Here is a 25,236-nt window from a genome sequence, read left to right as displayed (position 1 = left end):
ATGATCGACAAGCTCACCAAGATCCAGCTGTCCATCTTTGCGATCATCACGGTCCTCACCTTGACGGTGATGGGCATCTTCTACTTGCGGTTGCTCGCCACGTTCGGCATTGGTACCTATGAGGTGAGCGCCGACTTCGTCGCGGGCGGGGGCCTGTACAAGAACGCCAACGTCACCTACCGGGGTGTCGCGGTCGGGCGGGTGGAATCGGTCGGCCTGAACCCCAACGGGGTGACCGCGCAGATGCGGCTCAACAGTGGCACCGCCATCCCGTCCAACGTCACAGCCACCGTGAAGAGTGTGTCGGCGATCGGTGAGCAGTACATCGATCTGGTTCCGCCCGACGATCCGTCGGCGGGCAGGCTGCACGACGGATCCCGGATCGAGCGCAACAACACCCGGATCGGCCAGGACGTCGCCGACCTGCTGCACCAAGCCGAGACGCTGGTCAACAGCCTCGGTGATACCCGGCTGCGCGAGGTGCTCCACGAGGCCTTCGTGGCCACCAACGGCTCGGGGCCGGAGCTGGCTCGGCTGGTGGAGTCGGCACGACTGCTGGTCGACGAGGCGAACGCCGACTACCCGCAGGTCTCGCAGTTGATCGACCAGGCCGGGCCGTTCCTGCAAGCGCAGGTGCGAGCCGGTGGCGACATCAAATCGCTGGCCGACGGGTTGGCCCGGTTCACCGCGGAACTGCGCCAGGCCGATCCTGGGCTTCGCAGTACGCTGGCCACCGCACCGGATGCCATCGATGAGGCCAACACCGCGTTTTCCGGTATCCGTCCGTCCTTTCCGGCGCTGGCGGCAAGCCTGGCCAACCTGGGCAGGGTCGGGGTGATCTATAACAAGTCGATCGAGCAGCTGTTGGTGGTCTTTCCGGCCTTGTTCGCCGCGATCACCACCGCCGCCGGCGGTGTGCCGCAGGACGAGGGTGCCAAGCTGGACTTCAAGGTCGACCTGAACGACCCGCCGCCATGCAACGTGGGATTTCTGCCGCCGCCCTTGATTCGGTCACCCGCCGACGAGACGTTGCGTGAACTTCCGCCGGACATGTACTGCAAGGTCGCGCAGAACGACGCCACCACGATGCGCGGTGCGCGTAACTACCCCTGCCAGGAGTTCCCCGGCAAGCGGGCGCCCACCATTCAGCTGTGCCGTGACCCGAAGGGGTACGTCCCGGTTGGGCGCAACCCCTGGCGCGGTCCGCCGGTGCCCTATGACACGCCGGTCACCGATGGGCTCAACGTTCTGCCCCCCAACAAGTTTCCCTACATTCCGCCGGACTCGGATCCGGATCCGGGCACTCCGATTGTGGGGCCGCCACCGCCCGGTGTGATCCCTGGTCCGCCACCGGCGCCCAACCAGCCGGCCCAGCCCGCTCCGCCACCCAACGACAACGGGCCACCGCCGCCGTTCACGTCGTGGATGCCGCCGGACTACCCGCCGCAGGCGCCACAGATTCCCTACCCCAAGACGCTGCCGCCGCCGCCACCGCCGGTGGGCGTCGGCCCGGAACCCGGGCCGCAGCCACAAGCCAGCGGCCCGGCCTACACCACCTATGACCCGCTCACCGGTGTATTCAAGGACCCGGCCGGTGGCACTGGTATCTTCGCGGGTGGCATCAGCGGAGCGTCCAGCGCGGAGAATTGGGTGGATCTCATGCTTGCTCCAAGGACCATGTAAGCGCTGATGCGGGGGCCTATGTGGTGGAAGTAGTGGAATCGGCAGACGCGGATAAGCAGACGCCGACGCAGCGGGTGCGTCGGCGGGCGTCTCGTGCCGCGGGGCCCGCGAAAAGCGAGTCCGGCGAATCGGATGCGGGTGAAACCACCGTCGGGGTTACCGCCGCACCGAGCACTGCCAAGCGGCCGGCCAAGCAGGCCAAGCCGGCCAGGTCGCTGACGGCGGTTCGGACGCCGCCACGGCGTCCGGCCCACCGCAAGCTGGTCGGATGGCTGTCTGCGGCGGCCGGGCTGGTCCTGGCCGCCGCGCTGGGCACCGGCGTGGCCGTCCTGATGGTGGGGCACCGCGACGCCGAAGCCGTACAGGCCCGCCAGCAACGCTTCGTCGATACCGCCACCCAGACGGTGGTCAACATGTTCAGCTACACGCCCGACACCATCGACCAGGCCGTCAACCTGTTCGTCGACGGCACCAGCGGGCCGCTGCGCGGCATGCTGAGCGCCAACAACAACGTCGAGAACCTCAAGGGTCTGTTTCGCGCCACCAACGCCATCTCGGAGGCGGTCATCAACGGTGCCGCGCTCGAAGACATCGACTCCGTTACCGACAACGCGTCGGTGCTGGTCTCGGTCCGGGTCACGGTCGCCGACATCGATGGGGTCAACAAGCCCTCCATGCCCTACCGGTTGCGGGTCATCGTGCATGAGGACGACACCGGGCGGATGACCGGCTACGACCTGAAGTATCCGGACGGGGGCAACTGATGCGATTGCGGCGGTGGCGGCGGTGGGTCATCACTGTCGCGGCAAGCATGCTGGCTGTCGTCATCGTGGGGTTGGCCGCCCTCGGCGGTTGGTTCTATTGGGACCGAGTGGAGGCGCGCGGGGAGGCCGCGGCGCGCGCGGTGCTGCCCGGGCTGGCCGCCAAAGATATACCCCTGGTCTTCGGATACGACTACCAAACTGTCGAGCGCAGCCTCAATGCCGTCTATCCGTTGCTGACCCCGGCCTATCGCGAGGAATTCGAGAAGAGCGCCAACGCGCAGATCATCCCCGAGGCCAAGAAACGCGAAGTGGTGGTCCAGGCCAATGTCGTCGGCGTCGGAGTCATGGCGGCCAAACGGAATTCCGCGTCGGTGATGGTCTACCTGAACCGCACTGTGACCGACAAATCGCGCCAGCCGCTCTACGACGGCAGCCGACTTCGGGTGGACTACAAGCGCATCGGTGGAAAGTGGCTGATCGCGTACATCACGCCGATCTGAGGTTCCCGCTCACCCGCAGTGTCCTTGGTGCCCTCGGCGCAGTGTCAGTAGCACATCGCAATGTCGTTGCAGTACAACGGGTAACGCTCGATCGGGCTGGGCGGAGGCCCGACCATCTGCAGGGAGAACGGCTCCTTTTTCATGTCCGGCTGCATGCCGCAGACGGCATCGTGCAGTGTTGTATCCGTACCGCTCATCGTTTCATCGCTGAACGCATAGGTGTCGGTGGACGGTGCCGTGCCGCCGCCCGGACACACGACGCCGTCCTGTTTGGTGACGGTGAAGGTCCACAGCACGCTGGATAGCCGAGCCCTGCCGCTGAAGTTCTGCAGCTTTTCCGCCCGGGTTATCGGTGCGTTCGGTGTCGCGCTCACGACGTTGAGGGCACAGTTGAAGGCCCATACCACCGGGTCGGAGTAGTCGTTCATGTTGCGAGTGCCCGACGGCTGATCGCACAGCGCGGTGATTGTCCAGGTCACCCCCGACACCCCGGCCTCATTGAGGGTGTACGCACCGTCCGGTGGGGGCCCCAGCGCGTGTGCCGGGCTTTCCGATTCCAGCGTCAGCCCCAGCGCGACGGCCGAAACAATGCCGGCGCCGACGGCCAGGCCATGGCGGATCTTCACGCCGAACCTCCCTTGAACGCCTTGCACGCCTTCTCGAGTATCACAGCGTTTCGGCCCGAAAACCATGGCTTTGGCGGCCCGGTTGGTCTAGGTCGTGTCTGCTAATTGCGGACGCGGTGGTAGGTGATGATGGCGGCCAGGGTGACACCGCCGAGGTAGGTCAGGGCGTATTTGTCGTAGCGGGTGGCGACCGCGCGCCAGTGTTTGAGCCGGTTGAAGCTTCGCTCGACGGTGTTGCGGTGCTTGTAGATTCGGCCTGAGAACCCCGGAGGCCGTCCTCTGTTGCGGCCTTTGGCTTTGCGGCGGGTGATCTGGTCGCTGCGCTCGGGGATGGTATGGGCGATCTTGAGCCGGCGCAGCTGTGCCCGCGTCGAGTCATAGGAGTACGCCTTGTCCGCCAGCAGGCGAAACGGGGCGTATGAGTTGCTGCACCGGGCGGCCAGCAGTGGCCAAAGCATCGGATTATCACCGGCTTGACCGGCCGACAGTGCCAGGGTGACCGGACTGCACAGCTGGTCGGTCAAGGCGTGGATCTTGGTAGTCAGCCCGCCGCGGGAATGCCCAATGGCGTGGTCATCGGGCTCATGGAGATATTTCTTGTAATTCGACAGATCCCCCTGTGCGGCGCCCGGAGCGCGCTCCGGCTGCGTGTTGGTGGGCGCGCACACTGGTCGAATCGACCGACAACAGTGCGCCCAGGTCGGCGTCCTCGGCGTCGAGGTCAGAGGCGATCGCCGCGAAGATCCGCGCGTAGATGCCATCGACCGACCAGCGTAGATGCCTCTCGGCCACCGATTGCCAGGGACCGAAGTGCTCGGGCAGGTCACACCACGGAGATCCCGTACGGTAACGCCAGATAATGCCCTCCAGAGTACGTCGATGATCGTTCCACGGCCGGCCACGCCGCCGCCCCGCAGGCAACACCGCCACGATCAGCGACCACAAATCATCAGAAATCGCATGCGTCCGCATCACCCAAACAGCATCAGCCAAAACACCATTCACATTAAGCAGACACGCCCTAGCCGGCGGCGTCGACCGAATCGTTGGGGCGCGAGTCGGCCAATGCGTCCAGGAAGGATCGGGCCCAGCGGTCCACGTCGTGAGCAAGTACCTGCCGTCGCATCGACCGCATCCGGCGCCGCCCCGCTTCCTCGGTCTGGTTGAGCGCCTCTTCGATCCCGTCCTTGACGCCTTCCAGGTCGTGCGGGTTGACCAGATAGGCGTGCCGGAGTTCGGCGGCGGCACCGGTGAATTCACTGAGCACCAGGGCGCCACCCAGATCGCTGCGGCAGGCCACGTACTCCTTGGCCACCAGGTTCATCCCGTCGCGCAGCGGGGTGACCAGCATGACGTCGCTGGTCACGAAGAAGGCGATGAGTTCGTTGCGCGGAACGGGCCGGTGTAGATAGTGCACCACCGGATGGCCAACCTCGGCGTACTCGCCGTTGATGTGGCCGACTTGGCGCTCGATGTCGTTGCGCAGGGTCTGGTAGCTCTCCACCCGTTCCCGGCTTGGTGTCGCCAACTGCACCAAGACGGTGTCGTCCCGCTTGACGCGGCCCTCGGCGAGCAGCTCGGAGAAGGCTTTGAGGCGGACGTCGATGCCCTTGGTGTAGTCGAGCCGGTCGACACCGAGCAGGATCTTGCGGGGATTGCCCAGTTCGGCGCGAATCTCGCGGGATCGGCGCCTGATGTTACGGTCGCGGGCCGTCTGGTCGAGTGCGCCGGAGTCGATGGAGATGGGAAAGGCGCCGACGCGAATGGTGCGCGATCCCAATATCACCTCGCCGAACCGCGACCGCACCCCAACCGTCCCGCGCGAGGTGTCGGCTCCGACCAGTCTGCGCGACAGGATCAGGAAGTTCTGGGCACCGCCGGGCAGGTGGAAGCCGACCAAATCGGCGCCCAGCAGGCCCTGGATGATTTCGGTGCGCCAGGGGAGCTGCATAAACAGCTCCACCGGCGGGAACGGGATGTGCAGGAAGAAGCCGATGGTCAGATCCGGGCGCATGGCGCGCAACATCTTTGGGACCAACTGCAGCTGGTAGTCCTGCACCCAGACTGTCCCCCCGCGCGCGGCGGCCCGGGCGGTGGCCTCGGCGAACCGGCGATTGACGTCGACGTAGCGATCCCACCATTCGCGGTGATAGATCGGCCGGACGATGACGTCGTGATAGAGCGGCCACAGGGTGGCGTTGGAAAAGCCCTCGTAGTACTGGGCGACGTCGTCAGCGCTGAGCCGTACCGGCTGAAGCTGCAATTCGTCTTGGACGATCGGCTCGTCCTGCACGTCCACGTCGTTTTCGACGACACCCGCCCAGCCGACCCAGGCCCCCCGCCGCCGGCGCAACAGCGGCTCGAGGGCCGTGACCAGCCCGCCGGGGCTGCGCTTCCAGGCGATGGTGCCGTCGGGAAGCCGCTCCTGATCGACGGGCAGGCGGTTGGCGACAACTACAAAGTCTGAGTCCCCGAAGACCTCCGTGCTTGCAGGTTCCGCGGACTGGCGTCCCCCGGGACCCATTTAGTTCTCGGGCTTCGCCGGTCCAATACCGAGCATAGATAGGAAAACGCGGCATTCGTCGGCATCGTTTGCGTAGGCCGCGACGACACGCCTGGCCTGGTTGGCGGTGCTGTCGGCGAGTGGCTCCACGTCGCCGATATCGCCATGATCAGTTTTTGTAGGCATCACACAACTGTAGGCCACACCCGTATTGCGTTGCAGCGATCGCCCTGGTTGGCGCGCTCAGCTCGGCTTAGAGGTCGCTGCCCAGGACCTCGCGAGCCAGCTCCCGCAGGGCCCGGCGATCCTCGGTCAGCGCCGCCCGTCCGGCGGGGGTGGCCCGGTAGACGCGACGCGTGCGGCCGTCGACAACTCGCTGCTCAGACAGCAGCAGACCGTCGGCCTCCAACCGATGCAGGGTCGGGTACAAGGTGCCGGGGCTGACCTTGTAGCCGTGCCGGCTCAGCTCCTCGGTCAGCCAGGCGCCGTGAACCTCATCGTCGGCGGCGTGATGCAGGATGTGTAATCGCACCGTCGCCCGCTGGAATTCCCGCACTCACACCACCTCCATGTGGTGACGAAACCGATATCGGATTGCGATTCTAGGCTCATGACGCGGTGGCCGAGGGCCGGGCCGGATCTCCCGCTAGCCCGATGCGGTTCTGCGGAGGTACCGAACCGACGCCGCCAGCACCGAAGTGGACAGCCAGCGTCGCGCCGAGGCGATGCGCTTGTGGAACCAAGGTCCCCAGCGGCGAGGGCCCGCCAACGAAGCGCGCAGGAACGGCGGCGGCGACCACCAGAACCACCGACCCAATAGGCCCATGATCGCGGGCACCGCGAAGATGCGCACCACCAGCGTGTCGACGATGAGCCCGGCCCCGATGGTGGTGCCGACTTGCTCGATGCTGAGCACGTCGCTGGACGCCATGGCAAACATCGTGATCGCAAAGACGATGCCCGCGGTGGTGACTACCCCGCCGGCGCCACCGAAGGCACGGATCGTTGCCGTGCGAAGACCGACCCCGCGGTCCGGGTGGGCGAGTACCTCCTCGCGCACCCGCACTGTGAGCAGCAGGTTGTAGTCGGCGCCCACCGCCACCAACGAAATGAAGGCCATGGACTGCACCGCCCAGTGCAGGTCCTTGCCCAGCAGGTCGTGCCAGATGAACGTGCTGATGCCCAGTGCCGACAGATACGAGACGATCACCGCACCGATGACCACCGCCGCCGCCACCGGGCTGCGCAGCATCAACAGCACGATCAGAAACACCAATGCCAGCGCTGCCGCGGCAAGCAAGACAAAGTCGTGGTGGACGTACCCGCGCAACTCGGCGGTCGCGGTGCCGAAGCCGGCGATGTTCACCGTGCTTCCGGCCAGCACGCCCTCCTTGGTAGCGGCCTTGACGGCGGCGACGATCTGCTGAGACCGGTTGGCGCCATCCCCGCCGAAGACCGCGCCGTCGCCGAACACCAGCAGCCGAGTCACGTGTCCGTCGGGGGAGAAGTACAGGTTGGCCGCTCGCTGGAAGCGCGGGTCATTCCAGGCCTGCTGGGGCAGGTAGAAGGTGCCCTCGGCGCTGCCCTGAAAGCCTTGGCGCAGGCCCCGCAGATAATCAATGATGTCCGAAATCGCGGTGTGCGCATCGTGCACGGCGTCGGCGAGTTGTGCGGTCGTCGCGCTGAGCTGTGCCATGTCGGCGCCCATGATGGCCAGGGACTGATCGGCGGTGGTCAGGGACTTGGCTGTGTCGGACATTCCCGCGCCCAGCTGTGATGTTCCTTTGGCAAGCGAATTCGTTTCCACCACAATGGAATCAGCCGGATCGATCACCTTGAGTACCAATGCGCATACCGGGTCGCTGGGGCAATTGGCAACGCTGTTGGTGTAGTCGCGCAGCGGGTTCAGGTATCCCGAGACCTGCGCCGCGGTGTCGTGCAGTTGAACCAATCCGGAGTCCATGGCGTCGATGCCGGAGTTGACCCGGCCGAGCCCGTTCGCACTGCCGGAAAGCTGTTCCTGCAGACGTGATATCGCCGTAGAGAACCGCGATAGTGTCGGCGCAATCACATTGATCGAGGAGAAGCGGTGATCCAGCTGGGCGATGCGCTGATCGAGCTGGTCGCCGATGGCGCCTGCCTGGTTGGCCAGCGTCGCTTCGTCGGGCACCGAACCTGCTGGGCGGGAGGCGGACTGCACCATCCGGATGCCGGGAATCGTCATCAGCTGGCGGGTCACCCGCTCGATCGCGATCACGCCGGTGGGATTGCGCAGATCGTGGTCGGTCTCGATGGACACGGTCTCCGGAAGTAGTTGGTTCGGCGGGAAGTGCCGGTCGGTGGCCTGGTAGCCCCGGTTGGCCAGGGTGGAGTCCGGTTCTGCGGCGGGCTCGTTGAAACCGAAGGTCAACCCGGTGATGGGCAGCGTGCAGATCAGCAGAACGAGAGCCGCGGCCACTAGAACGGGGCCTGGCCAGCGTGCCACCATGGTGCCGATACGCCGCCAGCGTCGATGGATCGGCCGGTTCACCGTCCTCGGCTGCGTCAGTCCACGGCGTCCCGCGAGGTCCAGCAAGGCCGGTAGCAGGGTAAGCGAGGCGAGCATCCCGATGACAACGCCTACCGCGCAGGGCAGTCCGGCGCTGCGCAGCAACCCGACATCGGCGAAGGTCAGACACGACAGGGCGGCGGCGAGGGTGAGCGCGGAGGCCAGGACCACCGGCATCACGTTGCGATTGGCGGCCAGCAGCGCTTGTTCGTGCTCGACGCCGTCGCGGCGCGCCTCGTGATAGCGCCCGAGCAAGAAGATCGCGTAGTCGGTAGCTCCGCCGAGCACCATGGCGCCCAGCAACGCGACCGAGAAGACGGAAACCTCGAGAAGATTGTGCTGGCCGAGTAGTGAAACGATCGAACGGCCGACCGCCAGGCCGAGTCCCACTGCCACCAGCGGAATCGCGGCGGTAATCACGGATCGGTACACCGCGAGCAGCAGTAGGGCGATGAGAACCACGGTCACACCGGTCAGTAGCAGCATCTGCCGATCGATCTCGCCGAATTCGTCGGCGACGGTGGCGCCCGGGCCGGTGACGTAGGCCCGCAAACCCGGTGGGGTGGGCTGGTCGGCCACGGTCCGCCGCACCGCGTCCAGTGCCGCGTTCGCCTGCGCCGCGCCGAGATCCCCGGCCAGTCGCAGCATCGTGTATTCGGCCTTGCCGTCGGTGCTGACTGCCGCCCTGGCGGTATAAGGGTCCGACCATAGGTCCATGGCTGACACCAGACTCGTGGGGTCGGAGCGCAGTTTGGCCAACAACTTGTCGTAGAAAGCGCGTTCTGCCGGCCCGAGCCGGTGATCGCTCTCCAGCACGAGATAGTTGATGTTGCCGGCGTTGCCGTCGCGGAACTGCTCGCCCATCCTGGCGCCCGCGACCGATACCGGCGCGTCGGCGGGAAGAAACCCGCGGCCGTGGGAACGTGCCGTGCTTTCGGCCTGCGGGATCAACAGGTTGCCCACGGTGGCGCCGACGATCCAGAGCCCCACAATAAGCACGGCGTATTGACTGGTGATTTTGGTAAAGCGATCCCACACGGGATGTGAAAGTACCGGAATTCAACGCGCGTACCCTTGTGAGCTGTACCACTAGGGGGTATTTAGTTTGACTCCGTACCACCGCCATCGACCGTCGGCAGCCGCGGTTTTTATTAGCCAAATTGGCTGCGATTGGAGATTTGTATAGCGAAGGAATATGTGGGCCGCGGTATTCGATTGACGAGTCGTATCAAATGCCCGCTGACGCGCCATTTCTCGCGCCGGCTGGGTTCGTGTCAGGCGGCTCGAGCAGTGGGTATGATCGCTGTTCACCGCCCTTTGCGGGAAGCGCAGTGAAACGTTGCTGGCCGCCGTGTCGACAAGGCGGCAAGTCGCCTTTGTCAACCTTTTTGACAATCGGGTGTCAGCAAATTCCCAGGAGGACGTTCAGGTAACTCCAAGTTGTGTGGAAGCCCGTGTTCGATCGCCCGGCGGGGAGCGGGGGGGGGGCTTCGTCTGCGAATCTATTCACCGTGAGGTTTTTGTTTGATTTCACCGCACCGCCGGGATTTATCGGAGGAGAAAAGCTAATTCCCTCAACCGTGAAACCCGAAGGCGGACACCGGTGAGCCAGCGGGTCCTATGGAATCGGTCTTCGATATCGTATTTCGATAGTGTTGTTGGTCGAGACTGCCGGGTCTGCCGGCCGGCTTCATGATCGGCTGGTCAGATCGAGAGCCCGCACACGTTGGGAGGTGCCGTAGTGGGCGAGGGCCCGGTGTTCGAGTTCGTCGATGTGGTCGTCCAGCGCCACCGGGTTCGCGCGCTGGATGGGTTCACCGCCGCGGTTCCGGCGCAGGGTGTGACGGCGGTGTTCGGGTCATCGGGATCGGGGAAGTCGACGATGTTGCGCCTGTGTAATCGACTGGAGGTGCCAACGAGCGGGCGAGTGTTCTTCTGGGGCAACGATATTGCTGAGTGTGACCCGCTGTGGCTGCGGCGCCGAGTGGGCATGTGCTTCCAGCGTGCGACGCCGTTTGCCGGCACCGTGGCCGATAACCTCCGGGTCGCTCGGCCGGACGCCTCTGAAGCTCAGATGGCCGAAACCCTGGCGCGGGTTGCTCTGAGGGGATCGTGGCTGGATCGCGATGCCACCGCGCTATCGGGCGGAGAGGCACAGCGGATGTGCCTGGCCCGGACCTTGCTGGCGCAACCGCAAGTCTTGTTGCTCGACGAACCAACCTCGGCGGTCGACGCCGGCGCGGCCGCGGTGATCGAGGGCGCGGTCCGGGAACTGGCGGACGACGGGACTCCGGCGCTGTGGGTCACCCACGATGCGGCGCAGGCCGAGCGCGCCGCCGACCGCATTCTGCATATCACCCGGGGGCGCTGCACCGGCCTCGATTCGGTTGTGGACAGGCCCGCAGACGGGCAGGTGAGCTAGTGAACGGTCAGATCGGGTGGATAGGGCTGGCGACTTCGCTGGCCCTGGTCGCGTTCGCGGCGGCGATTTCGCTGTGGCAGCGATTGGGCTTGGAGCGGCAGGTGGTCTGGGCGGCGGCCCGCGCGCTGGTGCAACTGCTGCTGGTGGGGGGTGCGTTGACCCTGCTGTTCGAGCCGGGGCGCTCGCTGTGGTGGTCCTGGGCGTGGATCGCCGGGATGATCGGCTACGCCGGGGATGTGGCACGCCGGAGGGCGCCGGAGGTGCCGCGGCCGGCGCTGCTGGCGGTCGCGGCATTTTCTGCTGCGGCGGTGCTCACCCTGGGAGTGATTTTCGGGTTAGGGGTGTTTCCCCTGCAGGCACGCACCGTGGTGCCGATCGCCGGAATGATGATCGGCAACTCGATGACGGCGATGGTGCTGGTGGCTCGCCGCCTCGTCGACGAACTGCGCGACAAGCGCGACGAGGTGGAGGCGAGACTAGCGTTGGGGCAGCCCTCCCGTCAGGCCGCCGCCCCCTACCTGCGGACCTTGTTGCGGTCAGCGATATCGCCGCAGATCGAGACCACCAAGGCCACCGGGTTGGTGTTCCTGCCCGGCGCCATGACCGGGCTCATCCTGGCCGGTGTATCACCGCTGCAGGCCGTGCTGGTGCAGGCGGTCGTGATGTTTTTGATCCTCGGCTCCGTTGCGGCCACCACCGTGGTCGTCGGACTCGGTCTCGTCCGCCTGGTGTTCACCCGCGATCATCGGCTGCGACCGTTGCGGCAGCCAACCGGGGTCAACGGGGGCCCCAGTCGCGCCCGACCGTGCGGCCGGCGGGCAACCCAGCGATGACCCGCTTACACAACGGACGTAATCTGTAAAGATCCACGCAAGCCCAGGACAAGTTAGGCGGGCGCAATGACACTCTCCGAGCAGGCCGACACCAGCGCGGAGGGTGTCGCCCCCGCCGAACTGGTGGCCTACGAAACCCTTGATGAGGGCCGTATCGCCCGGATCTGGCTCAACCGGCCCGAGGCGCACAACGCGCAGAACCGCACCCTGTTGGTGCAGCTGGACGAGGCGTTTGGTCGAGCCGAGGCGGACGACACCGTGCGAGTGGTGATTCTCGCCGCGCGTGGCAAGAACTTCTCCGCCGGACACGATCTCGGGTCCGAGGCGGCGCTGCTGGAACGCAAACCCGGGCCGGCGCAGCATCCGACCTTCCGATCGCACGGTGGGACCCGCGACGCGGTAATGGAGAAGCTCTACCTGCAGGAGTGGCACTTCTACTTCCAAAACACCTGCCGCTGGCGCGATCTGCGCAAGATCACCATTGCCCAGGTACAGGGCAATGCGATCTCGGCGGCCCTGATGCTGATCTGGGCCTGCGATCTGATCGTCGTCGCGGACAATGCCAAGTTCAGCGACGTGGTGGCGGTGCGTCTGGGGATGCCCGGGGTCGAATACTATGCCCATCCTTGGGAATTCGGGCCGCGCAAAGCCAAAGAGCTGTTGTTGACCGGTGATTCGCTAGACGCTGAGGAGGCGTACCGGCTAGGCATGGTGTCCAAGGTTTTCCCTGCCGATGAGCTGGCGGACAAGACCCTGCAGTTCGCCCGTCGTATCGCCGAACGTCCGACCATGGCGGCGTTGTTGGTCAAGGACTCGGTCAACGCCGCTTCCGACGCGATGGGATTCACCGAGGCGCTACGGCACGCGTTTCACGTGCACGAGCTGGGTCACGCGCACTGGGCGGCCCACAATGAGAACCGGTACCCGATTGGGCTGCCGCCCGACGTCGAGGACTGGCGTACGGCCGGGCCGACCCAGGTAGCTCGACGCGATACGCCCTAAACCCGGCCGTGACGCGGTTGTCAAGAACCGGTACCAAACCCCAAAGTATGTTCAGGCGGCCCCGGGACGTTCCCGTTGCGGACTGGTTGAATCCGGTTTTTCGGAACCAAATTCCAAGATTCTGCGCTATTGCTGTCACTTGACGGAAAGCATCCCTTAAGTGGCCTAACTTGGTGTCTAATTACACGCGTGCTTAATACGTCGCGGTTGAACCTGCACGCGCGGGTAGAGCGGGACAGTCGCTTGGCCGCCTTCCGGCACTACGGCGCTCGCATGGAATTGCCGTTCTTTCGGACCGTGGAGTCCGCCCCCGGGCCGACCACCGTCGTCGAAGGACAGCCCCGGGTGATGTTCGCCTCGAACAACTCCCTGGGCCTAGGTGGCGACCCTCGCTTGGTTGAGGCGGCGAATCGGGCGACCGAGCGCTACGGGCCCTCGTGTGCGGGGGCGCCTCCGTTCTGCGGCACGCTGCAGATCAAGGTCGAGCTCGAAGAGTTACTGGCCGACTGGTACGGGACCGAGGCGGCGCTGGTCTACAACAGCGGATACCTGACCAACGTGGGCGCGCTCACCGCCTTGTTGGGCGTCACCGATCTGGCGTTTCCCGATAGTGAAGCGCACGCATCGATCCAGGACGGCATCCGGCTGTCCGGGGCCAGCTCGCGGTTCTTTGCGCACAATGACCTCGATGCGCTGGAACGCAATCTGATCCGCACCGCTGACCGCGGCGGCACCAAACTCAACGTCGTCGACGGGCTTTACTCGATGGAGGGCGACATCGCGCCGATGGCCGGCATTGCGGCGCTGGCCAGCAAATATAACGTGGGCCTGTTCGTAGACGAGGCGCACAGCGTCGGCGTCTTCGGGTCGCGGCGCACCGGAATCGCCGAAGAATTCGGATGTGCCAAGGATGTCGACGTGTTGATGGGCGGCATGTCGAAAGCGATCGCCTCCACCGGCGGTTACATCGTTGGATCCCAAGACCTTATTGATGTGCTCAAGTTGCACTCCAATGCCCATATCTTCACCGCAACGGCCGCGCCGGCCGCGTTGGCCGCAAGCGCTGCGGCGATTGAAATCATTCGCGGCCCGGAGGGGGCACAGCGCGCCGCCGCAGTCCTGGCCAACGCCCAAGCCCTGCGCGACGGTCTGGTCGCACACGGATTGCAGGTACGAGGAGGGATAGTCCGGGCCGACGGTTCGGGCGCGATGGCACCGCATGTGTCGGTTTGGATCGGGCGTGAAAGCCAAGCGATCGCCGCCTGGAACCGAGCCTTCGACGATGGTGTCTTCTGCGCGCTGGCGCTTCCGCCCGCGGTCGGTGAGAACGAGGCATTGATGCGGTGCAGCGTGTCGGCGGGTCACTCGACGGCCCAGATCGAGCGAGCGGTCGAAGTCATTGCCGCCGCCGTGCTTGGCGCACGAGACAAATGATCGCTGAGTGTCAAATTGCTGGCTGATGTTAACAATTTCGTATCAAAAAATTCAATCGACAATGCTCGTTCGCGCGCAATCTTCGGAAATCGCGATAACCGCTCAGGTGCTAGTCCGTCAAGATGGGAAGCGGCAGGAATATGAGTAGGTTTACCGACGCCATCGCAACGACCGCGAGCAATTCCCCGCGGGGTTTGCACTTCGGCGCCGCGGGTGGATTGCGGTTTGCCAGCTGGCGCGACATTCATCAGACGGCGGTGCGGGTTGCGGGCCGGTTGTCGGCCGAGGGAGTCACCCGCGGCAGCAGGGTGACCGTGCTGGCCGGCCGGGCCCGAGGATGTCGCTCCCGTCGTACAAGGCATCTGGCGGCTGGGCGCCGCGATGACCATGCTGCAGCAACCGACCTCGCAGGCCGATCTGGCCGGTTGGCACGCCGGTACGTTGCGCGCGCTGGCGTTGCTGGACACTCGCTGGGTGGTCATCGGGGAGCCTTTCCTTGCTGCGGCCGAGACCCTGCGTGCGGCGGGATACCGCGTCATCGAGATAGGTGAGAGCTGGCCTGAACGTGCGGCCACCGAGGAGCCGACCGGCGAGGACGACGTCGCGCTCTACCAACTCACATCGGGATCGACAGGAGATCCCAAAGCCGTCGCGATCATCCATGGCAACCTGTTCGCCGACGTCGCAGCCATGACGGCGGAGGTGCATTTGGACCCCGAGGTCGACATCACCGCGAGTTGGCTTCCGCTGTCACATGACATGGGGCTGATCGCCTACCTGATCTCTCCGATGTTCGCCGGCAACGGCGCGGTCTACATCACGCCGACGGAGTTTGTGGTGTCCCCGCTCAAGTGGATGCAGATCCTGACCGAGCGGCGGGCCACCATCACCGCGGCGCCCAACTTCGCGTACTCGATCATCAGCCGCCTACTCAGCGCGGTCGAGGACGGCACCTACGACCTGGGTGCCCTACGCTGCGTCGTCACGGGTGCGGAGCCCATCGATCCCGCGACCATGGCGGAGTTCGCGCGGCAAGCCGGGCGCTTTGGACTGCGCCACACGGCGCTCGGCGCCGCCTACGGTCTGGCCGAAGCGACCGTCGCGGTGTCGTTTTCGCCTGTCGACAATCCGCTCACGACCGAGTCGGTGTGCGTCGAGGAACTGGAAAACCGGGGTCTGGCGCTACCGGCGTGCTCCTGCGGGGGGCCGACGAAACAGTTCGTGACGCTGGGACCCCCGATGTCCGGGGTCGAGGTGCGGATCGTCGCCGCCGACGGCAGCAACCTGCCGCCGCGCCGCATGGGCGAGATCGCGATCGCCGGCGACGCCGTGGCCCGTCACTAGCTCACGATGGACGGAGAGGTCGCCGCCGTGGACCCGGACGGCTGGCTTTTCACCGGCGACCTCGGGTATCTGACCGAGGGCGGCGAAATCGTCGTGTGCGGGCGCCGCAAGAACGTCATCATCGTCGCCGGCCGCAATATCTTTCCCGCCGACATCGAGCGGCTGGCCGCGTCGGTCCACGGCATCAGGCGCGGAGGCGTTGTCGCGTTCGGGGTCACCCTGGCCGACCGGCGCGAGGAGATCAGGATCGTCGCCGAGACCGTTGCGGACCCGTCCATCGAGGACGGCCGGGAATTGCGCCGCCAGATCGCCCAGAATGTGCGCGGCGCAACGGGCTTGAGCCCGACGGTGCTGCTGGTTGGCAAGGGTAACGTACCCAAGACCGCCTCGGGCAAGATCCGTCACGTCATGGCACGAGAACTCTTCGGAGAGGTCAGTCCAGCATGAATCCACTCGATCAAGCGATTCTGTCCGTTATCGCGTCGCTGGCGCCCGACCACATGGCACCGGTAACCGTCGATTCGTATCTGGTTGATGACTTGGGCTATGACTCGCCACGCAAGATGGAACTCGTCGCGGCCTTGGAGAGCCGCCTGCAGATGCGGCTCAAAGATCCCGAAATCCCGCTCGAGACGGTGGGCGAAGTGATCGGGTGGGTCAACCGGCACGTGGGCGAGACGGCGTAGTCGGTCCGCGCGCCGGGGGGAGCCGCAGCGGCGATCATGGTGCATGGTTCTATGACTAGAACCTGTTTCAGTTTTGGCGTGAGGGGTCCAGATGCAGCTTTCGTTCCAAGACCGGACCTACCTGGTCACCGGCGGCGGTAGCGGAATCGGAAAGGGAGTGGCCGCCGGGCTGGTCGCGGCCGGAGCCTCGGTCATGATCGTCGGCCGTAACCCCGACAAGCTCGCCGGCGCGGTACAGGAACTCGAAGCGTTAGGTGCCAACGGCGGCGCCATCCGGTACGAACCCACCGACATCACCAACGAGGACGAGACCGCCCGCGCGGTGGATGCGGTTACCGCCTGGCACGGCCGGCTGCATGGAGTGGTGCACTGTGCGGGCGGATCGGAGACCATCGGACCGATCACCCAGGTCGACTCCGAAGCGTGGCGCCGTACGGTCGACCTCAACGTCAACGGCACCATGTACGTCCTCAAACACGCCGCACGAGAGATGGTGCGAGGCGGCGGCGGATCGTTTGTCGGCATCTCCTCGATTGCGGCCAGCAATACCCATCGCTGGTTCGGTGCCTACGGTGTCACCAAGTCCGCGGTCGATCACCTGATGCAGTTGGCCGTCGACGAGCTTGGCGCGTCGTGGGTGCGGGTAAACAGCATCCGCCCCGGCTTGATCCGCACCGACCTCGTCGCAGCGATCACCGAGTCCGCTGAGTTGAGCTCCGACTACGCGATGTGCACGCCGCTGCCCCGCCAGGGTGAAGTCGAGGACGTCGCCAACATGGCGATTTTTCTGCTCAGCGATGCCGCCAGCTTCGTCACCGGACAGGTCATCAATGTCGACGGCGGCCAGATGCTGCGGCGCGGCCCGGACTTCTCGGCGATGCTGGAACCGGTGTTCGGCCGTGACGCACTGCGCGGATTGGTCTGACCCATGACTCGACTGGTTGGACAGCGAATCCTGGTGACCGGCGCCGGCTCCGGCATCGGCCAGGCCACGGTGTTGCGGCTACTGGACGAGGGGGCCACGGTGGTTGGCGCCGATATCGATGCGGATAGCCTATCCAGAACCCAGGCGCGCACAGCTGAGGCCGGGACCGGCGCCAGACTCACCACGTGCCAGATCGACGTCGCTGACGAGAAGTCGGTGGTCGACGGCGTTGGCGCGGCTGTCCAGGCGCTCGGCGGTCTGGATGCGCTGGTCAACGCCGCCGGGATGTTGCGTGCCGCGCACACGCATCAAACCAGCATCCAACAGTGGAACCAGATCATCGCGGTCAACCTGACCGGCACCTTTCTGGTGGTCCGGGAAGCAATGCCGGCGCTGCTCGACAATCAGCGCAGCACCGTGGTGAACTTCAGCTCCACCTCGGCCGCGTTTGCCCATCCGTACATGGCCGCCTACGCGGCCAGCAAAGGCGGAGTCCAGGCGTTCACCCATTCCTTGGCCCTCGAGTACGCCCGAGACGGCCTACGAGCGGTGTGCGTGGCGCCCGGGAGCATCAAGTCCGGCATCACCGACGCCACCGGCGGGTACATCCCGGCGGACGCGAATTGGTCGCTGTTCACCCGGCTGATGCCGATTCTGCCGACCACCGAGACCTCCAGTGGCGCCGGAATGGCCGATCCCTCCGTCGTGGCGGGCGTGATCGCGATGTTGGTATCCGAGGATGGCGCCTTCATCACCGGCACCGGGATCCGCATCGATGGCGGAACTCACGCCTGACTCGGGCTTGGGCGTGTCTGCTTAATGTGAATGGTGTTTTGGCTGATGCTGTTTGGGTGATGCGGACGCATGCGATTTCTGATGATTTGTGGTCGCTGATCGTGGCGGTGTTGCCTGCGGGGCGGCGGCGTGGCCGGCCGTGGAACGATCATCGACGTACTCTGGAGGGCATTATCTGGCGTTACCGTACGGGATCTCCGTGGTGTGACCTGCCCGAGCACTTCGGTCCCTGGCAATCGGTGGCCGAGAGGCATCTACGCTGGTCGGTCGATGGCATCTACGCGCGGATCTTCGCGGCGATCGCCTCTGACCTCGACGCCGAGGACGCCGACCTGGGCGCACTGTTGTCGGTCGATTCGACCAGTGTGCGCGCCCACCGACACGCAGCCGGAGCGCGCTCCGGGCGCCGCACAGGGGGATCTGTCGAATTACAAGAAATATCTCGATGAGCCCGATGACCACGCCATTGGGCGTTCCCGCGGCGGGCTGACTACCAAGATCCACGCCTTGACCGACCAGCTGTGCAGTCCGGTCACCCTGGCACTGTCGGCCGGTCAAGCCGGTGATAATCCGATGCTTTGGCCATTGCTGGCCGCCCGGTGCAGCAACTCATACGCCCCGTTTCACCTGCTGGCGGACAAGGCGTACTCCTATGACTCGACGCGGGCACAGCTGCGCCGGCTCAAGATCGCCCATACCATCCCCGAGCGCAGCGACCAGATCACCCGCCGCAAAGCCAAAGGCCGCAACAGAGGACGGCCTCCGGGGTTCTCAGGCCGAATCTACAAGCACCGCAACACCGTCGAGCGAAGCTTCAACCGGCTCAAACACTGGCGCGCGGTCGCCACCTGCTACGACAAATACGCCCTGACCTACCTCGGCGGTGTCACCCTGGCCGCCATCATCACCTACCACCGCGTCCGCAATTAGCAGACAGGACCTAGTTGACGCAGGGAACTCCGCCGCCGTCGATCGGCTGTCCGTGGTCTGGCGCCGGATAGCTGGAGCTGTCGTCGCCCCCGTTGTAGTACGCGTTGGGCTTGGGGTAGGTGGTTGTGTCGTCGTCGGAATCGTCGGGCGCCGGCATCGAGAAGTTGGTGTCCACCGTTACCTGGATATGTCCGGGTTCGATGCTGGCATCCGGTTGCTTCGGGGCGTCGATACCCAACAGGGTGCCCAGGTTCATCGCGTCGGCCTGCGCACCGGGGCCGTACTTGATCGTGGTGGCCGCCGGGTCTCCGGACTTGCGGTCGCGGACCTGATCGGTGGTATAGCCGCGCTTGCGCAGTGCGTTGGACACCTGGCTGGCCAACCCGCTTATGCTGCCCGCGTTGACCACGTCAACGACGGTGGACGGGCTGGGTTTGGCCGGCGTCGTGGTCGCCGTGGCGGCGGTTGATGTGCTGCCGATGGCTGCTGCTACCTCGGCCTTGATCGCCGCGGGATCGACGATGTTGACGTCCTGGCCGTCGATGTTGTCGTACCGCACCACCGGTAGCGTCCGGAACTCGATGTCGGCTCCGGCCAGCTCACCCATGCGGCGAATCAGGTCCTCATCCCAGCCCCCGGACAACACGAGGTCTTTGCGTGCCACCGCCATCAGGCTGTCCAGCCGGTCCAGGTTGGTGAAGGTGCCCGAATCCTGCAGATCGCGCATGACCGACGATAGGAAAGCCTGCTGGCGGTGGGTGCGATCCAGGTCCCCGTTGTCTAGACCGTGGCGCTGGCGCACAAAGGCCAGTGCCTGGGCGGCATCCAAGCGCTGGCGGCCGGCGGGGAAGTCGGCTCCCGAGTAGGAGTCGTCAACGGCATGGTTCAGGCAGACTTCCACGCCGCCCAGGGCTTGGGCGAGGTCATAGAAGCCCGCCAAATTGACCTCGGCGAAGTAGTCGATGGGAACACCGGTCAGAGCGCGCACCGCACGCAAAGTTGCGGCCCGGCCGGCTTCGCGGCCGCGGGTCTCGAGTTCGCGCTGGCTGGTCACGCCCTGATCGATCAGCTCCTGCGCGACGTACTGCTTGGTGAGTCCGTAAGCCTCTTTGATCTTGATGTGGTTGTAGCCGGGAACGCCGGTGAACGGCACCCAGTCGTCACGCGGGATCGAGAAGGCGACAACTTTTCCATCGGCGCTGACATGCACCAGGATCAGCGTGTTGGTGTTGTAACCACCTTGATCCGAATCACCCGCGTGCAGGTGCTTCAGGATCGACCACGGCAGGTCGTTGCCTTCTTGGTCCTTACGGGAGTCCAGCCCGATCAGCAGGATGTTCATGTTGTTGCCGGTGGATCGCGGATCCTCGGCGGTCAGGGCCTGGGAGATGGTGATGCCGGTCAGCGCGCCGTGAGCCACCCAATATCCGGCCCCGGTCATTCCCAGCGCGACCACCGACACCAGGGTCATCAGGGTGCGCGACACCCGCCGGCGGATCGGTGACGGTTTTCGAACAGCGCGATGCCGGGCTTTGGTACGTCCCATTACGAGCCTTAGTCCGCTACCGGCCCACCGACCGGCGCTTGGCCAGCGGTTTGCGGGGACATCGCTCGATGCATGCCGTCCAGTATGCGGCAGATTGCTGTGTGGACCCTACTCTAGAAGCTCTGATGTGGGCAGATTCACCCCCGGCGTGGCGCTGATTTCACGGCCGCGACATTTCCCCTAACTGCATGTTCGGGCTACAATTCGCCAAATTCGGAAGTACCGTACAGGTGTCTGGAGGGTATTGGGGGGGGACCCCGGGAAATATGGCTTCTGGCGAGATCGACCCCAACTGGCCGCCACCGGTCTATCAGCCGTCCGACAACGTCGACACCACGCCAACGTCGTCGCAACCTGGAGTGCGGGGCGGATCCGGCCGGGTGATCTGGCTGGTCGTAGCCCTGGTCGACGCCGTGTGCGTCGGCGCGGTGGCGATCATCGCGTACTCGGCCAGGCCCCAGCCGGCCGCGAGTCCGCCGGCCACCACAGCGGCCACCGCACCGGCAACGACGTCGGCCACGACGCCGGTCGCGACGTCGCCCACCAGCGCGCCGCCCGGGTCATGCGGCCCGGATGAGGCGGCGGCGGTGGCGGCGGCGCTGGCCACGCTGCCCCCGGATAAAAAGACCGGTAGGCCGTGGAACCCCACCCCGGAATTCAGCGACTACGACCCCTGCGCGGACCTATCCGCGGTGGTGGTGACGGTGGTCGATGCGACTCGCAGCTCGCCAGACGAGGCGCTGATGTTTCATCGCGGGCAGTTCGTCGGGACGGCGACACCCGAGGCATACCCGTTCACCCAGTTGGAAGCTCCGGCATCCACCGACGATCTGGTGGTCCTCACGTATCGGTCCAGGCAGAGCTGTGACGCTTGCGAGGATGGCGTGCTGACCGTCGTCGGGTTTCAGTGGCAGGGTGACCACGTGCAGATGCTTGATCCGCCGCCAGAGCCATGGGATTCGCCACCGTGATCTGGCCGGCCGACGCGGTTTGAGCTGACCAGTTCCTGACGTTTGAATCGATTGAATGGAGCGTGTGGGTGCCGACTTCACCGCCGGCGGGATGGTATGCCGACCCCGGCGGTTCCGGGGGACGACGATATTGGGACGGTGAGCGCTGGACTGAGCACTGTCGGGCAGCTGCTGGGATAGCGCGCTCGCCGCTGGCGGCCGTTGTCGACGGTGTGCGCCGGGGATGGTCGGCGATGCCGCTGGCGCTGCGGTTGCTGTTGCCCATCGCCTTCGTGCTGATCTCGGCGGGAATCGGCGTTGCGTTTTGGCTGCAATCGCCGCCCGACAACTGGGCGCGACTGCCCAATCATCTCGAATGCCGCATACAGGAGGGGCCAAAGCCGCCGGACCAGATCATCGTGGCCGCGGTGCAGGTCGAACATCCCAGCGCGGGCGTACTCGAGCTGGTGATTCGGTTCGCCGAACCGTTGCCGCAGTCACCCAGCGGTAGTCATGCGTCCGGGTTCGTGGGCTATGTGCTGACATTCAGCGTTGCCAACAACGGCCGCAAGTTCGTCGAGCTGGGTCCCGAAGAGGACACCGACGACCTCGCCATCACCGCCACCCTGACGTCCAACGGGAATGACGTGACCATGCGGCCGGATCGAGACACCAATGCCCGTAGAACCGCGCCCGACACCATTGAAATCAACCTCGACCTCAAGCGACTGGGAATCGAAAACCAACTAGTGGTTCCCACGCTGACCGTCGACTCACAATTCAACACACCGTCGACCACCACGGTGGAGTTCGCGTCGCAAGTTTGTACCTAGTGAATCCGTTGTGGTCGGCAAGCATTCGTGACCGACGTCGAGCCTCGAGCGAGGGCTATTGGACCCTCACGATTTCTTCTCCCGACGTGTAGTAGAAGGGGATATTCGAGCCCGTTGCGCGTTCAATGAGAAAAATGATGAATGGTTCGACTTCGTAGTAACGGTGAACACAGCCACGTGCGTCTACTGCGGTAGCGCACCTGCGGCCCGGTGCGCCGCACCGTTGCTTGATAGGCATGGCGAACGCGGCAACCAAAGGCACGACGGCAATGCAGACCGCAACCGGGACTCTGTTCAATGCGAACCTTTCGCCGGAGCATCACTGCAGGCAGTGTCTTCGGCTCGCGCTCAACCCTCACGCACCACGGTCGTGGCGGCAATTTGCCCTACGCAGTCCGGCCGGCCGGCGGTTTGGCCGCCCGTACCGGCCGCCGCCGCACGGGCGCGCAAGTTGCGGCGCCGCGCGGCGCCGAAGCGAACTCGGCACTAGGTTTCTCTGGCCTGACCCCGATCGGTTGATCCACGGCTTGTGAGAGTCTTGTGGCCCACGTTGTGGGCAGGAAGGCTCGACAAGATCATGGCGACGAGGAAACGGCACAGTCCGGAGCAGATTGTGCGCAAGCTGATGACCGCGGACGGGCTGTTGGCCGAGTGCAAGGACACCGCGGCGGTCTGCCGCGAGCTGGGGGTCTCTGAGGCTACCTACCACCGGTGGCGCAACCAGTTCGGCGGCCTGAAGGCCGAGGACGCTAAACGGCTCAAGGACCTCGAACGCGAGAACGCCGCACTCAAAAGGTTGTTGGCCGATGCCGAGTTGGAGAAGGACGCGCTGTGGGAGATCGCCCGGGGAAACTTTTAGGCCCGGAGCGCCGGCGGGCGGCCGTTCGTCATCTCCAGCGCGTGCTGGGGTCAGCGAGCGGTTTGCCTGCCGCGTCACCGGGCAGCACCGCGCCACCCAACGCCACGAACCGGTTGCGGGCACGCCGGCCGATCCGGACGCCGCTCTGAGGGAGTGGCTACGCGACTACGCCAACAAGCATCCTCGTCGCGGGTTCCGACCGGCCTACCACGATGCCCGCGGCGAAGGCTGGGAAGTGAACCATAAGAAGGTGCAACGGCTTTGGCGTGAGGAAGGACTGCGGGTCCCGCAGCGTCGCAAGTGCAAACGGCACGGCACCTCCACCGCCCCGCCAGAGGTAGTCGCCGATGCACCCGATCGGGTGTGGGCGGTGGACTTCCAGTTCGACGTGACCACCGATGGGCGGCCGATCAAGATCGTGTCGATCATCGACGAGCACACCCGCCAATGCCTCGGCGGTATGGTCGAGCGCAGCATCACCGGTGATCACCTCACCGAGGAGTTGGGCCGCATAGCCGCCGGGCGCGGGCCTTACCCGCGGTGCTGCGGTGTGACAACGGACCCGAATTGGCTTGCAGCGCAATGGCAGACTGGGCCGAGGGCCAGGTCGGACTCCACTTCATCCCGCCCGGCGAGCCATGGCGCAACGGCTATGTTGAGTCGTTCAACTCCCGCATCCGCGACGAGTGCCTCAACATCAATAGCTTCTGGTCGCTGGCCCAGGCCCGTGTCGTCATCGGCGACTGGAAGCACGAGTACAACCATCATCGGCGGCATTCATCGCTGGGCTACCTACCGCCTGCCCGCTATGCTGCCGCCTGTACCCACCGATGAATGACTCTCGTTCGCCGCGGACCAGTTCACGGGGTCAGGCCATCTCAGCTATGGCCGTTACAAATTCGCCCGGTACGCCGTCGCCGCATACTCGCGTCGAGGTGCTGGGCAACATCGGGCCCAACTGGTTTGCCTCGGTCATGGGTACCGGAATCGTGGCCGTCGCCGGCGCGACCCTGCCCGTCCACCTGGTGGGGCTGCGGGCCTTCACCCAAGTCGTCTGGGTGATCGCCGCGGCGCTGCTTCTCGCGCTGATCGTCCTGGTCGGCGGCCACTGGCTGCGACACCCCACCGTCGCGCGCAGTCACGCCCGCAATCCGCAGATGGCGCACTTTTACGGAGCTGCCCCCATGGCGCTCATGACGGTCGGTGCCGGCGCGGTTCTGGCGGGCGGGCCCCTCATCGGCGAGCGACTCGCCGTCGACCTGGATTGGGTGTTGTGGACCGCGGGCACCATCGGCGGCCTGTTCACCGCGGTGAGCATTCCGTTCCTCATGTTCACCCCGCACCGTGTCGAGCCCGATGCGGCATTCGGTGGGTGGCTCATGCCGGTGGTCCCGCCGATGGTGTCGGCCGCGACCGGCGCATTGCTGCTACCGCATATGCCGGCCGGATCCGGCCGCGAAACCATGCTCTACGGCTGCTACGCGATGTTCGGATTGTCGTTTGTGGCGTCGCTGAACATCATCGCGATGATCTGGAGCCGGCTGGTGTTGTACGGCACCTCGGGCACCGCGCGAGTACCCACGTTGTGGATCGTGTTGGGACCCCTGGGGCAATCCATCACCGCCGCCGGACTTTTGGGGGCGGCCGCCGCGACCGGCGCGGTGGACCACGAATTGGCGGAGACCATGCAGGCGTTCGCAATCGTCTTCGGCGTCCCGGTGTGGGGCTTCGCGATGTTGTGGATAGCGCTGTCCACCGCGCTGACGGTGCGCACGCTGCGCCGGGGCATGCCGTTCGCCCTGACGTGGTGGAGCCTGACCTTTCCGGTCGGCACCTTTGTCACCGGCACGTCGCAGCTGGCTCTCCATACGCATTTGCCGGCATTCCGGGTCGCCGCTGCCGCTGCCTACGCCGGCCTGCTGGCCACCTGGGTGCTGGTGGCCATCCGGACCGTGCGCGGGAGTCTGCGTGGCAACCTGCTCAACCTGCCGCCCAGCTCTGCGCCGGTCAAGGCCAGCAAGGATCCGGTTCCTTGAACGAATTCTGTTGTCGC

The 25,236-nt window shown here is 65.4% G+C and carries 22 protein-coding genes and 3 pseudogenes; 17 read left to right on the top strand and 8 right to left on the bottom strand.

Going from position 1 to position 25,236, the window contains the following annotated elements; genetic code table 11:
- The 3 genes from G6N41_RS01965 to G6N41_RS01955 are packed head-to-tail and all read left to right on the top strand — an operon-like array spanning window position 1 to window position 2,947.
- Complete coding sequence (locus G6N41_RS01965) at window positions 1-1,683, top strand: virulence factor Mce family protein (protein WP_198966437.1); 1,683 nt, start codon at window positions 1-3, stop codon at window positions 1,681-1,683.
- A gap of 32 nt (window positions 1,684-1,715) precedes the next feature.
- The gene (locus G6N41_RS01960; RefSeq protein ID WP_231608784.1) at window positions 1,716-2,447 is read left to right on the top strand and encodes a mammalian cell entry protein; all 732 of its coding nucleotides are present in this window, start codon (window positions 1,716-1,718) and stop codon (window positions 2,445-2,447) included.
- Complete coding sequence (locus G6N41_RS01955) at window positions 2,447-2,947, top strand: mammalian cell entry protein (RefSeq protein WP_198966435.1); 501 nt, start codon at window positions 2,447-2,449, stop codon at window positions 2,945-2,947. Before G6N41_RS01960 ends, G6N41_RS01955 begins: the two co-directional genes overlap by 1 nt.
- Before the next feature lie 44 nt (window positions 2,948-2,991).
- Here the strand turns inward: G6N41_RS01955 and G6N41_RS01950 are convergent, their stop codons facing one another.
- The 6 genes and pseudogenes from G6N41_RS01950 to G6N41_RS01925 all read right to left on the bottom strand — a co-directional run bounded on the left by G6N41_RS01950 (window position 2,992) and on the right by G6N41_RS01925 (window position 9,662).
- A complete protein-coding gene (locus G6N41_RS01950) occupies window positions 2,992-3,573 on the bottom strand; it encodes a hypothetical protein (protein WP_198966434.1) in 582 nt (193 codons plus the stop codon).
- Between the two features lie 101 nt (window positions 3,574-3,674).
- Window positions 3,675-4,548, bottom strand: a pseudogene (locus G6N41_RS01945) (IS5 family transposase).
- Window positions 4,549-4,594: 46 nt separating this feature from the next.
- Window positions 4,595-6,097 carry an alpha,alpha-trehalose-phosphate synthase (UDP-forming) gene (locus G6N41_RS01940; protein WP_198966433.1) on the bottom strand — a complete coding sequence of 501 codons (1,503 nt, stop codon included), beginning with the start codon at window positions 6,095-6,097 and terminating at the stop codon, window positions 4,595-4,597.
- Complete coding sequence (locus tag G6N41_RS01935) at window positions 6,098-6,262, bottom strand: hypothetical protein (RefSeq protein WP_011741708.1); 165 nt, start codon at window positions 6,260-6,262, stop codon at window positions 6,098-6,100.
- 67 nt (window positions 6,263-6,329) lie between these two features.
- Window positions 6,330-6,632 carry a PadR family transcriptional regulator gene (locus tag G6N41_RS01930; protein WP_198966432.1) on the bottom strand — a complete coding sequence of 101 codons (303 nt, stop codon included), beginning with the start codon at window positions 6,630-6,632 and terminating at the stop codon, window positions 6,330-6,332.
- A gap of 90 nt (window positions 6,633-6,722) precedes the next feature.
- Window positions 6,723-9,662: an MMPL/RND family transporter gene (locus G6N41_RS01925; RefSeq protein WP_198966431.1), complete on the bottom strand. Its 2,940-nt coding sequence runs from the start codon at window positions 9,660-9,662 to the stop codon at window positions 6,723-6,725.
- 703 nt (window positions 9,663-10,365) lie between these two features.
- Here G6N41_RS01925 and G6N41_RS01920 point away from each other — a divergent pair.
- The 10 genes and pseudogenes from G6N41_RS01920 to G6N41_RS01880 all read left to right on the top strand — a co-directional run bounded on the left by G6N41_RS01920 (window position 10,366) and on the right by G6N41_RS01880 (window position 18,995).
- Window positions 10,366-11,046, top strand: a complete 681-nt coding sequence (locus G6N41_RS01920) for an ABC transporter ATP-binding protein (protein ID WP_198966430.1) — start codon at window positions 10,366-10,368, stop codon at window positions 11,044-11,046.
- Window positions 11,046-11,879 carry an ABC transporter permease gene (locus G6N41_RS01915; RefSeq protein ID WP_198966429.1) on the top strand — a complete coding sequence of 278 codons (834 nt, stop codon included), beginning with the start codon at window positions 11,046-11,048 and terminating at the stop codon, window positions 11,877-11,879. Before G6N41_RS01920 ends, G6N41_RS01915 begins: the two co-directional genes overlap by 1 nt.
- A gap of 66 nt (window positions 11,880-11,945) precedes the next feature.
- Entirely contained in the window at window positions 11,946-12,881 is a 936-nt protein-coding gene (locus G6N41_RS01910) for an enoyl-CoA hydratase (RefSeq protein ID WP_198966428.1), read from the top strand.
- A 273-nt stretch (window positions 12,882-13,154) separates the two neighbouring features.
- Complete coding sequence (locus G6N41_RS01905; protein ID WP_231608783.1) at window positions 13,155-14,315, top strand: aminotransferase class I/II-fold pyridoxal phosphate-dependent enzyme; 1,161 nt, start codon at window positions 13,155-13,157, stop codon at window positions 14,313-14,315.
- A gap of 381 nt (window positions 14,316-14,696) precedes the next feature.
- Window positions 14,697-15,659 carry an AMP-binding protein gene (locus G6N41_RS27730; protein WP_231608782.1) on the top strand — a complete coding sequence of 321 codons (963 nt, stop codon included), beginning with the start codon at window positions 14,697-14,699 and terminating at the stop codon, window positions 15,657-15,659.
- 27 nt (window positions 15,660-15,686) lie between these two features.
- A complete protein-coding gene (locus G6N41_RS27725) occupies window positions 15,687-16,106 on the top strand; it encodes a hypothetical protein (RefSeq protein ID WP_231608781.1) in 420 nt (139 codons plus the stop codon).
- Window positions 16,103-16,345 carry an acyl carrier protein gene (locus G6N41_RS01895; protein ID WP_012396495.1) on the top strand — a complete coding sequence of 81 codons (243 nt, stop codon included), beginning with the start codon at window positions 16,103-16,105 and terminating at the stop codon, window positions 16,343-16,345. The genes G6N41_RS27725 and G6N41_RS01895 overlap by 4 nt, the downstream gene beginning before the upstream one ends.
- Before the next feature lie 91 nt (window positions 16,346-16,436).
- Window positions 16,437-17,270, top strand: coding sequence for an SDR family oxidoreductase (locus G6N41_RS01890; RefSeq protein WP_198966426.1), 834 nt, complete (start codon window positions 16,437-16,439; stop codon window positions 17,268-17,270).
- A 3-nt stretch (window positions 17,271-17,273) separates the two neighbouring features.
- Window positions 17,274-18,065, top strand: coding sequence for an SDR family NAD(P)-dependent oxidoreductase (locus tag G6N41_RS01885; RefSeq protein WP_198966425.1), 792 nt, complete (start codon window positions 17,274-17,276; stop codon window positions 18,063-18,065).
- A 56-nt stretch (window positions 18,066-18,121) separates the two neighbouring features.
- Window positions 18,122-18,995, top strand: a pseudogene (locus G6N41_RS01880) (IS5 family transposase).
- A 10-nt stretch (window positions 18,996-19,005) separates the two neighbouring features.
- Here G6N41_RS01880 and G6N41_RS01875 read toward each other — a convergent pair.
- The gene (locus G6N41_RS01875) at window positions 19,006-20,541 is read right to left on the bottom strand and encodes an LCP family protein (RefSeq protein ID WP_015357337.1); all 1,536 of its coding nucleotides are present in this window, start codon (window positions 20,539-20,541) and stop codon (window positions 19,006-19,008) included.
- 266 nt (window positions 20,542-20,807) lie between these two features.
- Between G6N41_RS01875 and G6N41_RS01870 the strand changes: the two genes are divergently transcribed.
- Together G6N41_RS01870 and G6N41_RS01865 are read left to right on the top strand one after the other, a co-directional pair.
- Complete coding sequence (locus G6N41_RS01870; protein WP_198966424.1) at window positions 20,808-21,512, top strand: LppP/LprE family lipoprotein; 705 nt, start codon at window positions 20,808-20,810, stop codon at window positions 21,510-21,512.
- A 68-nt stretch (window positions 21,513-21,580) separates the two neighbouring features.
- On the top strand, window positions 21,581-22,324 hold the full coding sequence (locus tag G6N41_RS01865; protein WP_036457040.1) for a DUF2510 domain-containing protein: 744 nt from the start codon (window positions 21,581-21,583) through the stop codon (window positions 22,322-22,324).
- 55 nt (window positions 22,325-22,379) lie between these two features.
- On the opposite strand, the gene G6N41_RS27720 is transcribed toward G6N41_RS01865, so the two are convergent.
- The gene (locus G6N41_RS27720; RefSeq protein ID WP_231608780.1) at window positions 22,380-22,622 is read right to left on the bottom strand and encodes a hypothetical protein; all 243 of its coding nucleotides are present in this window, start codon (window positions 22,620-22,622) and stop codon (window positions 22,380-22,382) included.
- A gap of 279 nt (window positions 22,623-22,901) precedes the next feature.
- Here G6N41_RS27720 and G6N41_RS01860 point away from each other — a divergent pair.
- Window positions 22,902-24,017 (top strand): annotated as a pseudogene (locus G6N41_RS01860) (IS3 family transposase).
- 50 nt (window positions 24,018-24,067) lie between these two features.
- Window positions 24,068-25,219 (top strand): TDT family transporter, encoded by a 1,152-nt coding sequence (locus G6N41_RS01855; RefSeq protein WP_198966423.1) that lies wholly within the window; start codon window positions 24,068-24,070, stop codon window positions 25,217-25,219.
- The last annotated feature ends 17 nt before the right edge of the window (window positions 25,220-25,236 follow it).

Source organism: Mycobacterium shottsii (assembly GCF_010728525.1).
GTDB lineage: Bacteria > Actinomycetota > Actinomycetes > Mycobacteriales > Mycobacteriaceae > Mycobacterium > Mycobacterium marinum.
The sequence above is the reverse complement of the archived record's forward strand: the minus strand, read 5'-3'. Positions and strand labels throughout refer to the sequence as shown.

Coding starts and splice junctions, on each gene's coding strand:
- G6N41_RS01965 (WP_198966437.1), top strand. CDS start 1: ATGATCGACAAGCTCACCAAGATCCAGCTGTCCATCTTTGCGATCATC.
- G6N41_RS01955 (WP_198966435.1), top strand. CDS start 2,447: ATGCGATTGCGGCGGTGGCGGCGGTGGGTCATCACTGTCGCGGCAAGC.
- G6N41_RS01940 (WP_198966433.1), bottom strand. CDS start 6,097: ATGGGTCCCGGGGGACGCCAGTCCGCGGAACCTGCAAGCACGGAGGTC.
- G6N41_RS01935 (WP_011741708.1), bottom strand. CDS start 6,262: ATGCCTACAAAAACTGATCATGGCGATATCGGCGACGTGGAGCCACTC.
- G6N41_RS01910 (WP_198966428.1), top strand. CDS start 11,946: ATGACACTCTCCGAGCAGGCCGACACCAGCGCGGAGGGTGTCGCCCCC.
- G6N41_RS01905 (WP_231608783.1), top strand. CDS start 13,155: ATGGAATTGCCGTTCTTTCGGACCGTGGAGTCCGCCCCCGGGCCGACC.
- G6N41_RS27730 (WP_231608782.1), top strand. CDS start 14,697: ATGACCATGCTGCAGCAACCGACCTCGCAGGCCGATCTGGCCGGTTGG.
- G6N41_RS01895 (WP_012396495.1), top strand. CDS start 16,103: ATGAATCCACTCGATCAAGCGATTCTGTCCGTTATCGCGTCGCTGGCG.
- G6N41_RS01890 (WP_198966426.1), top strand. CDS start 16,437: ATGCAGCTTTCGTTCCAAGACCGGACCTACCTGGTCACCGGCGGCGGT.
- G6N41_RS01885 (WP_198966425.1), top strand. CDS start 17,274: ATGACTCGACTGGTTGGACAGCGAATCCTGGTGACCGGCGCCGGCTCC.
- G6N41_RS01875 (WP_015357337.1), bottom strand. CDS start 20,541: ATGGGACGTACCAAAGCCCGGCATCGCGCTGTTCGAAAACCGTCACCG.
- G6N41_RS01870 (WP_198966424.1), top strand. CDS start 20,808: ATGGCTTCTGGCGAGATCGACCCCAACTGGCCGCCACCGGTCTATCAG.
- G6N41_RS01855 (WP_198966423.1), top strand. CDS start 24,068: ATGGCCGTTACAAATTCGCCCGGTACGCCGTCGCCGCATACTCGCGTC.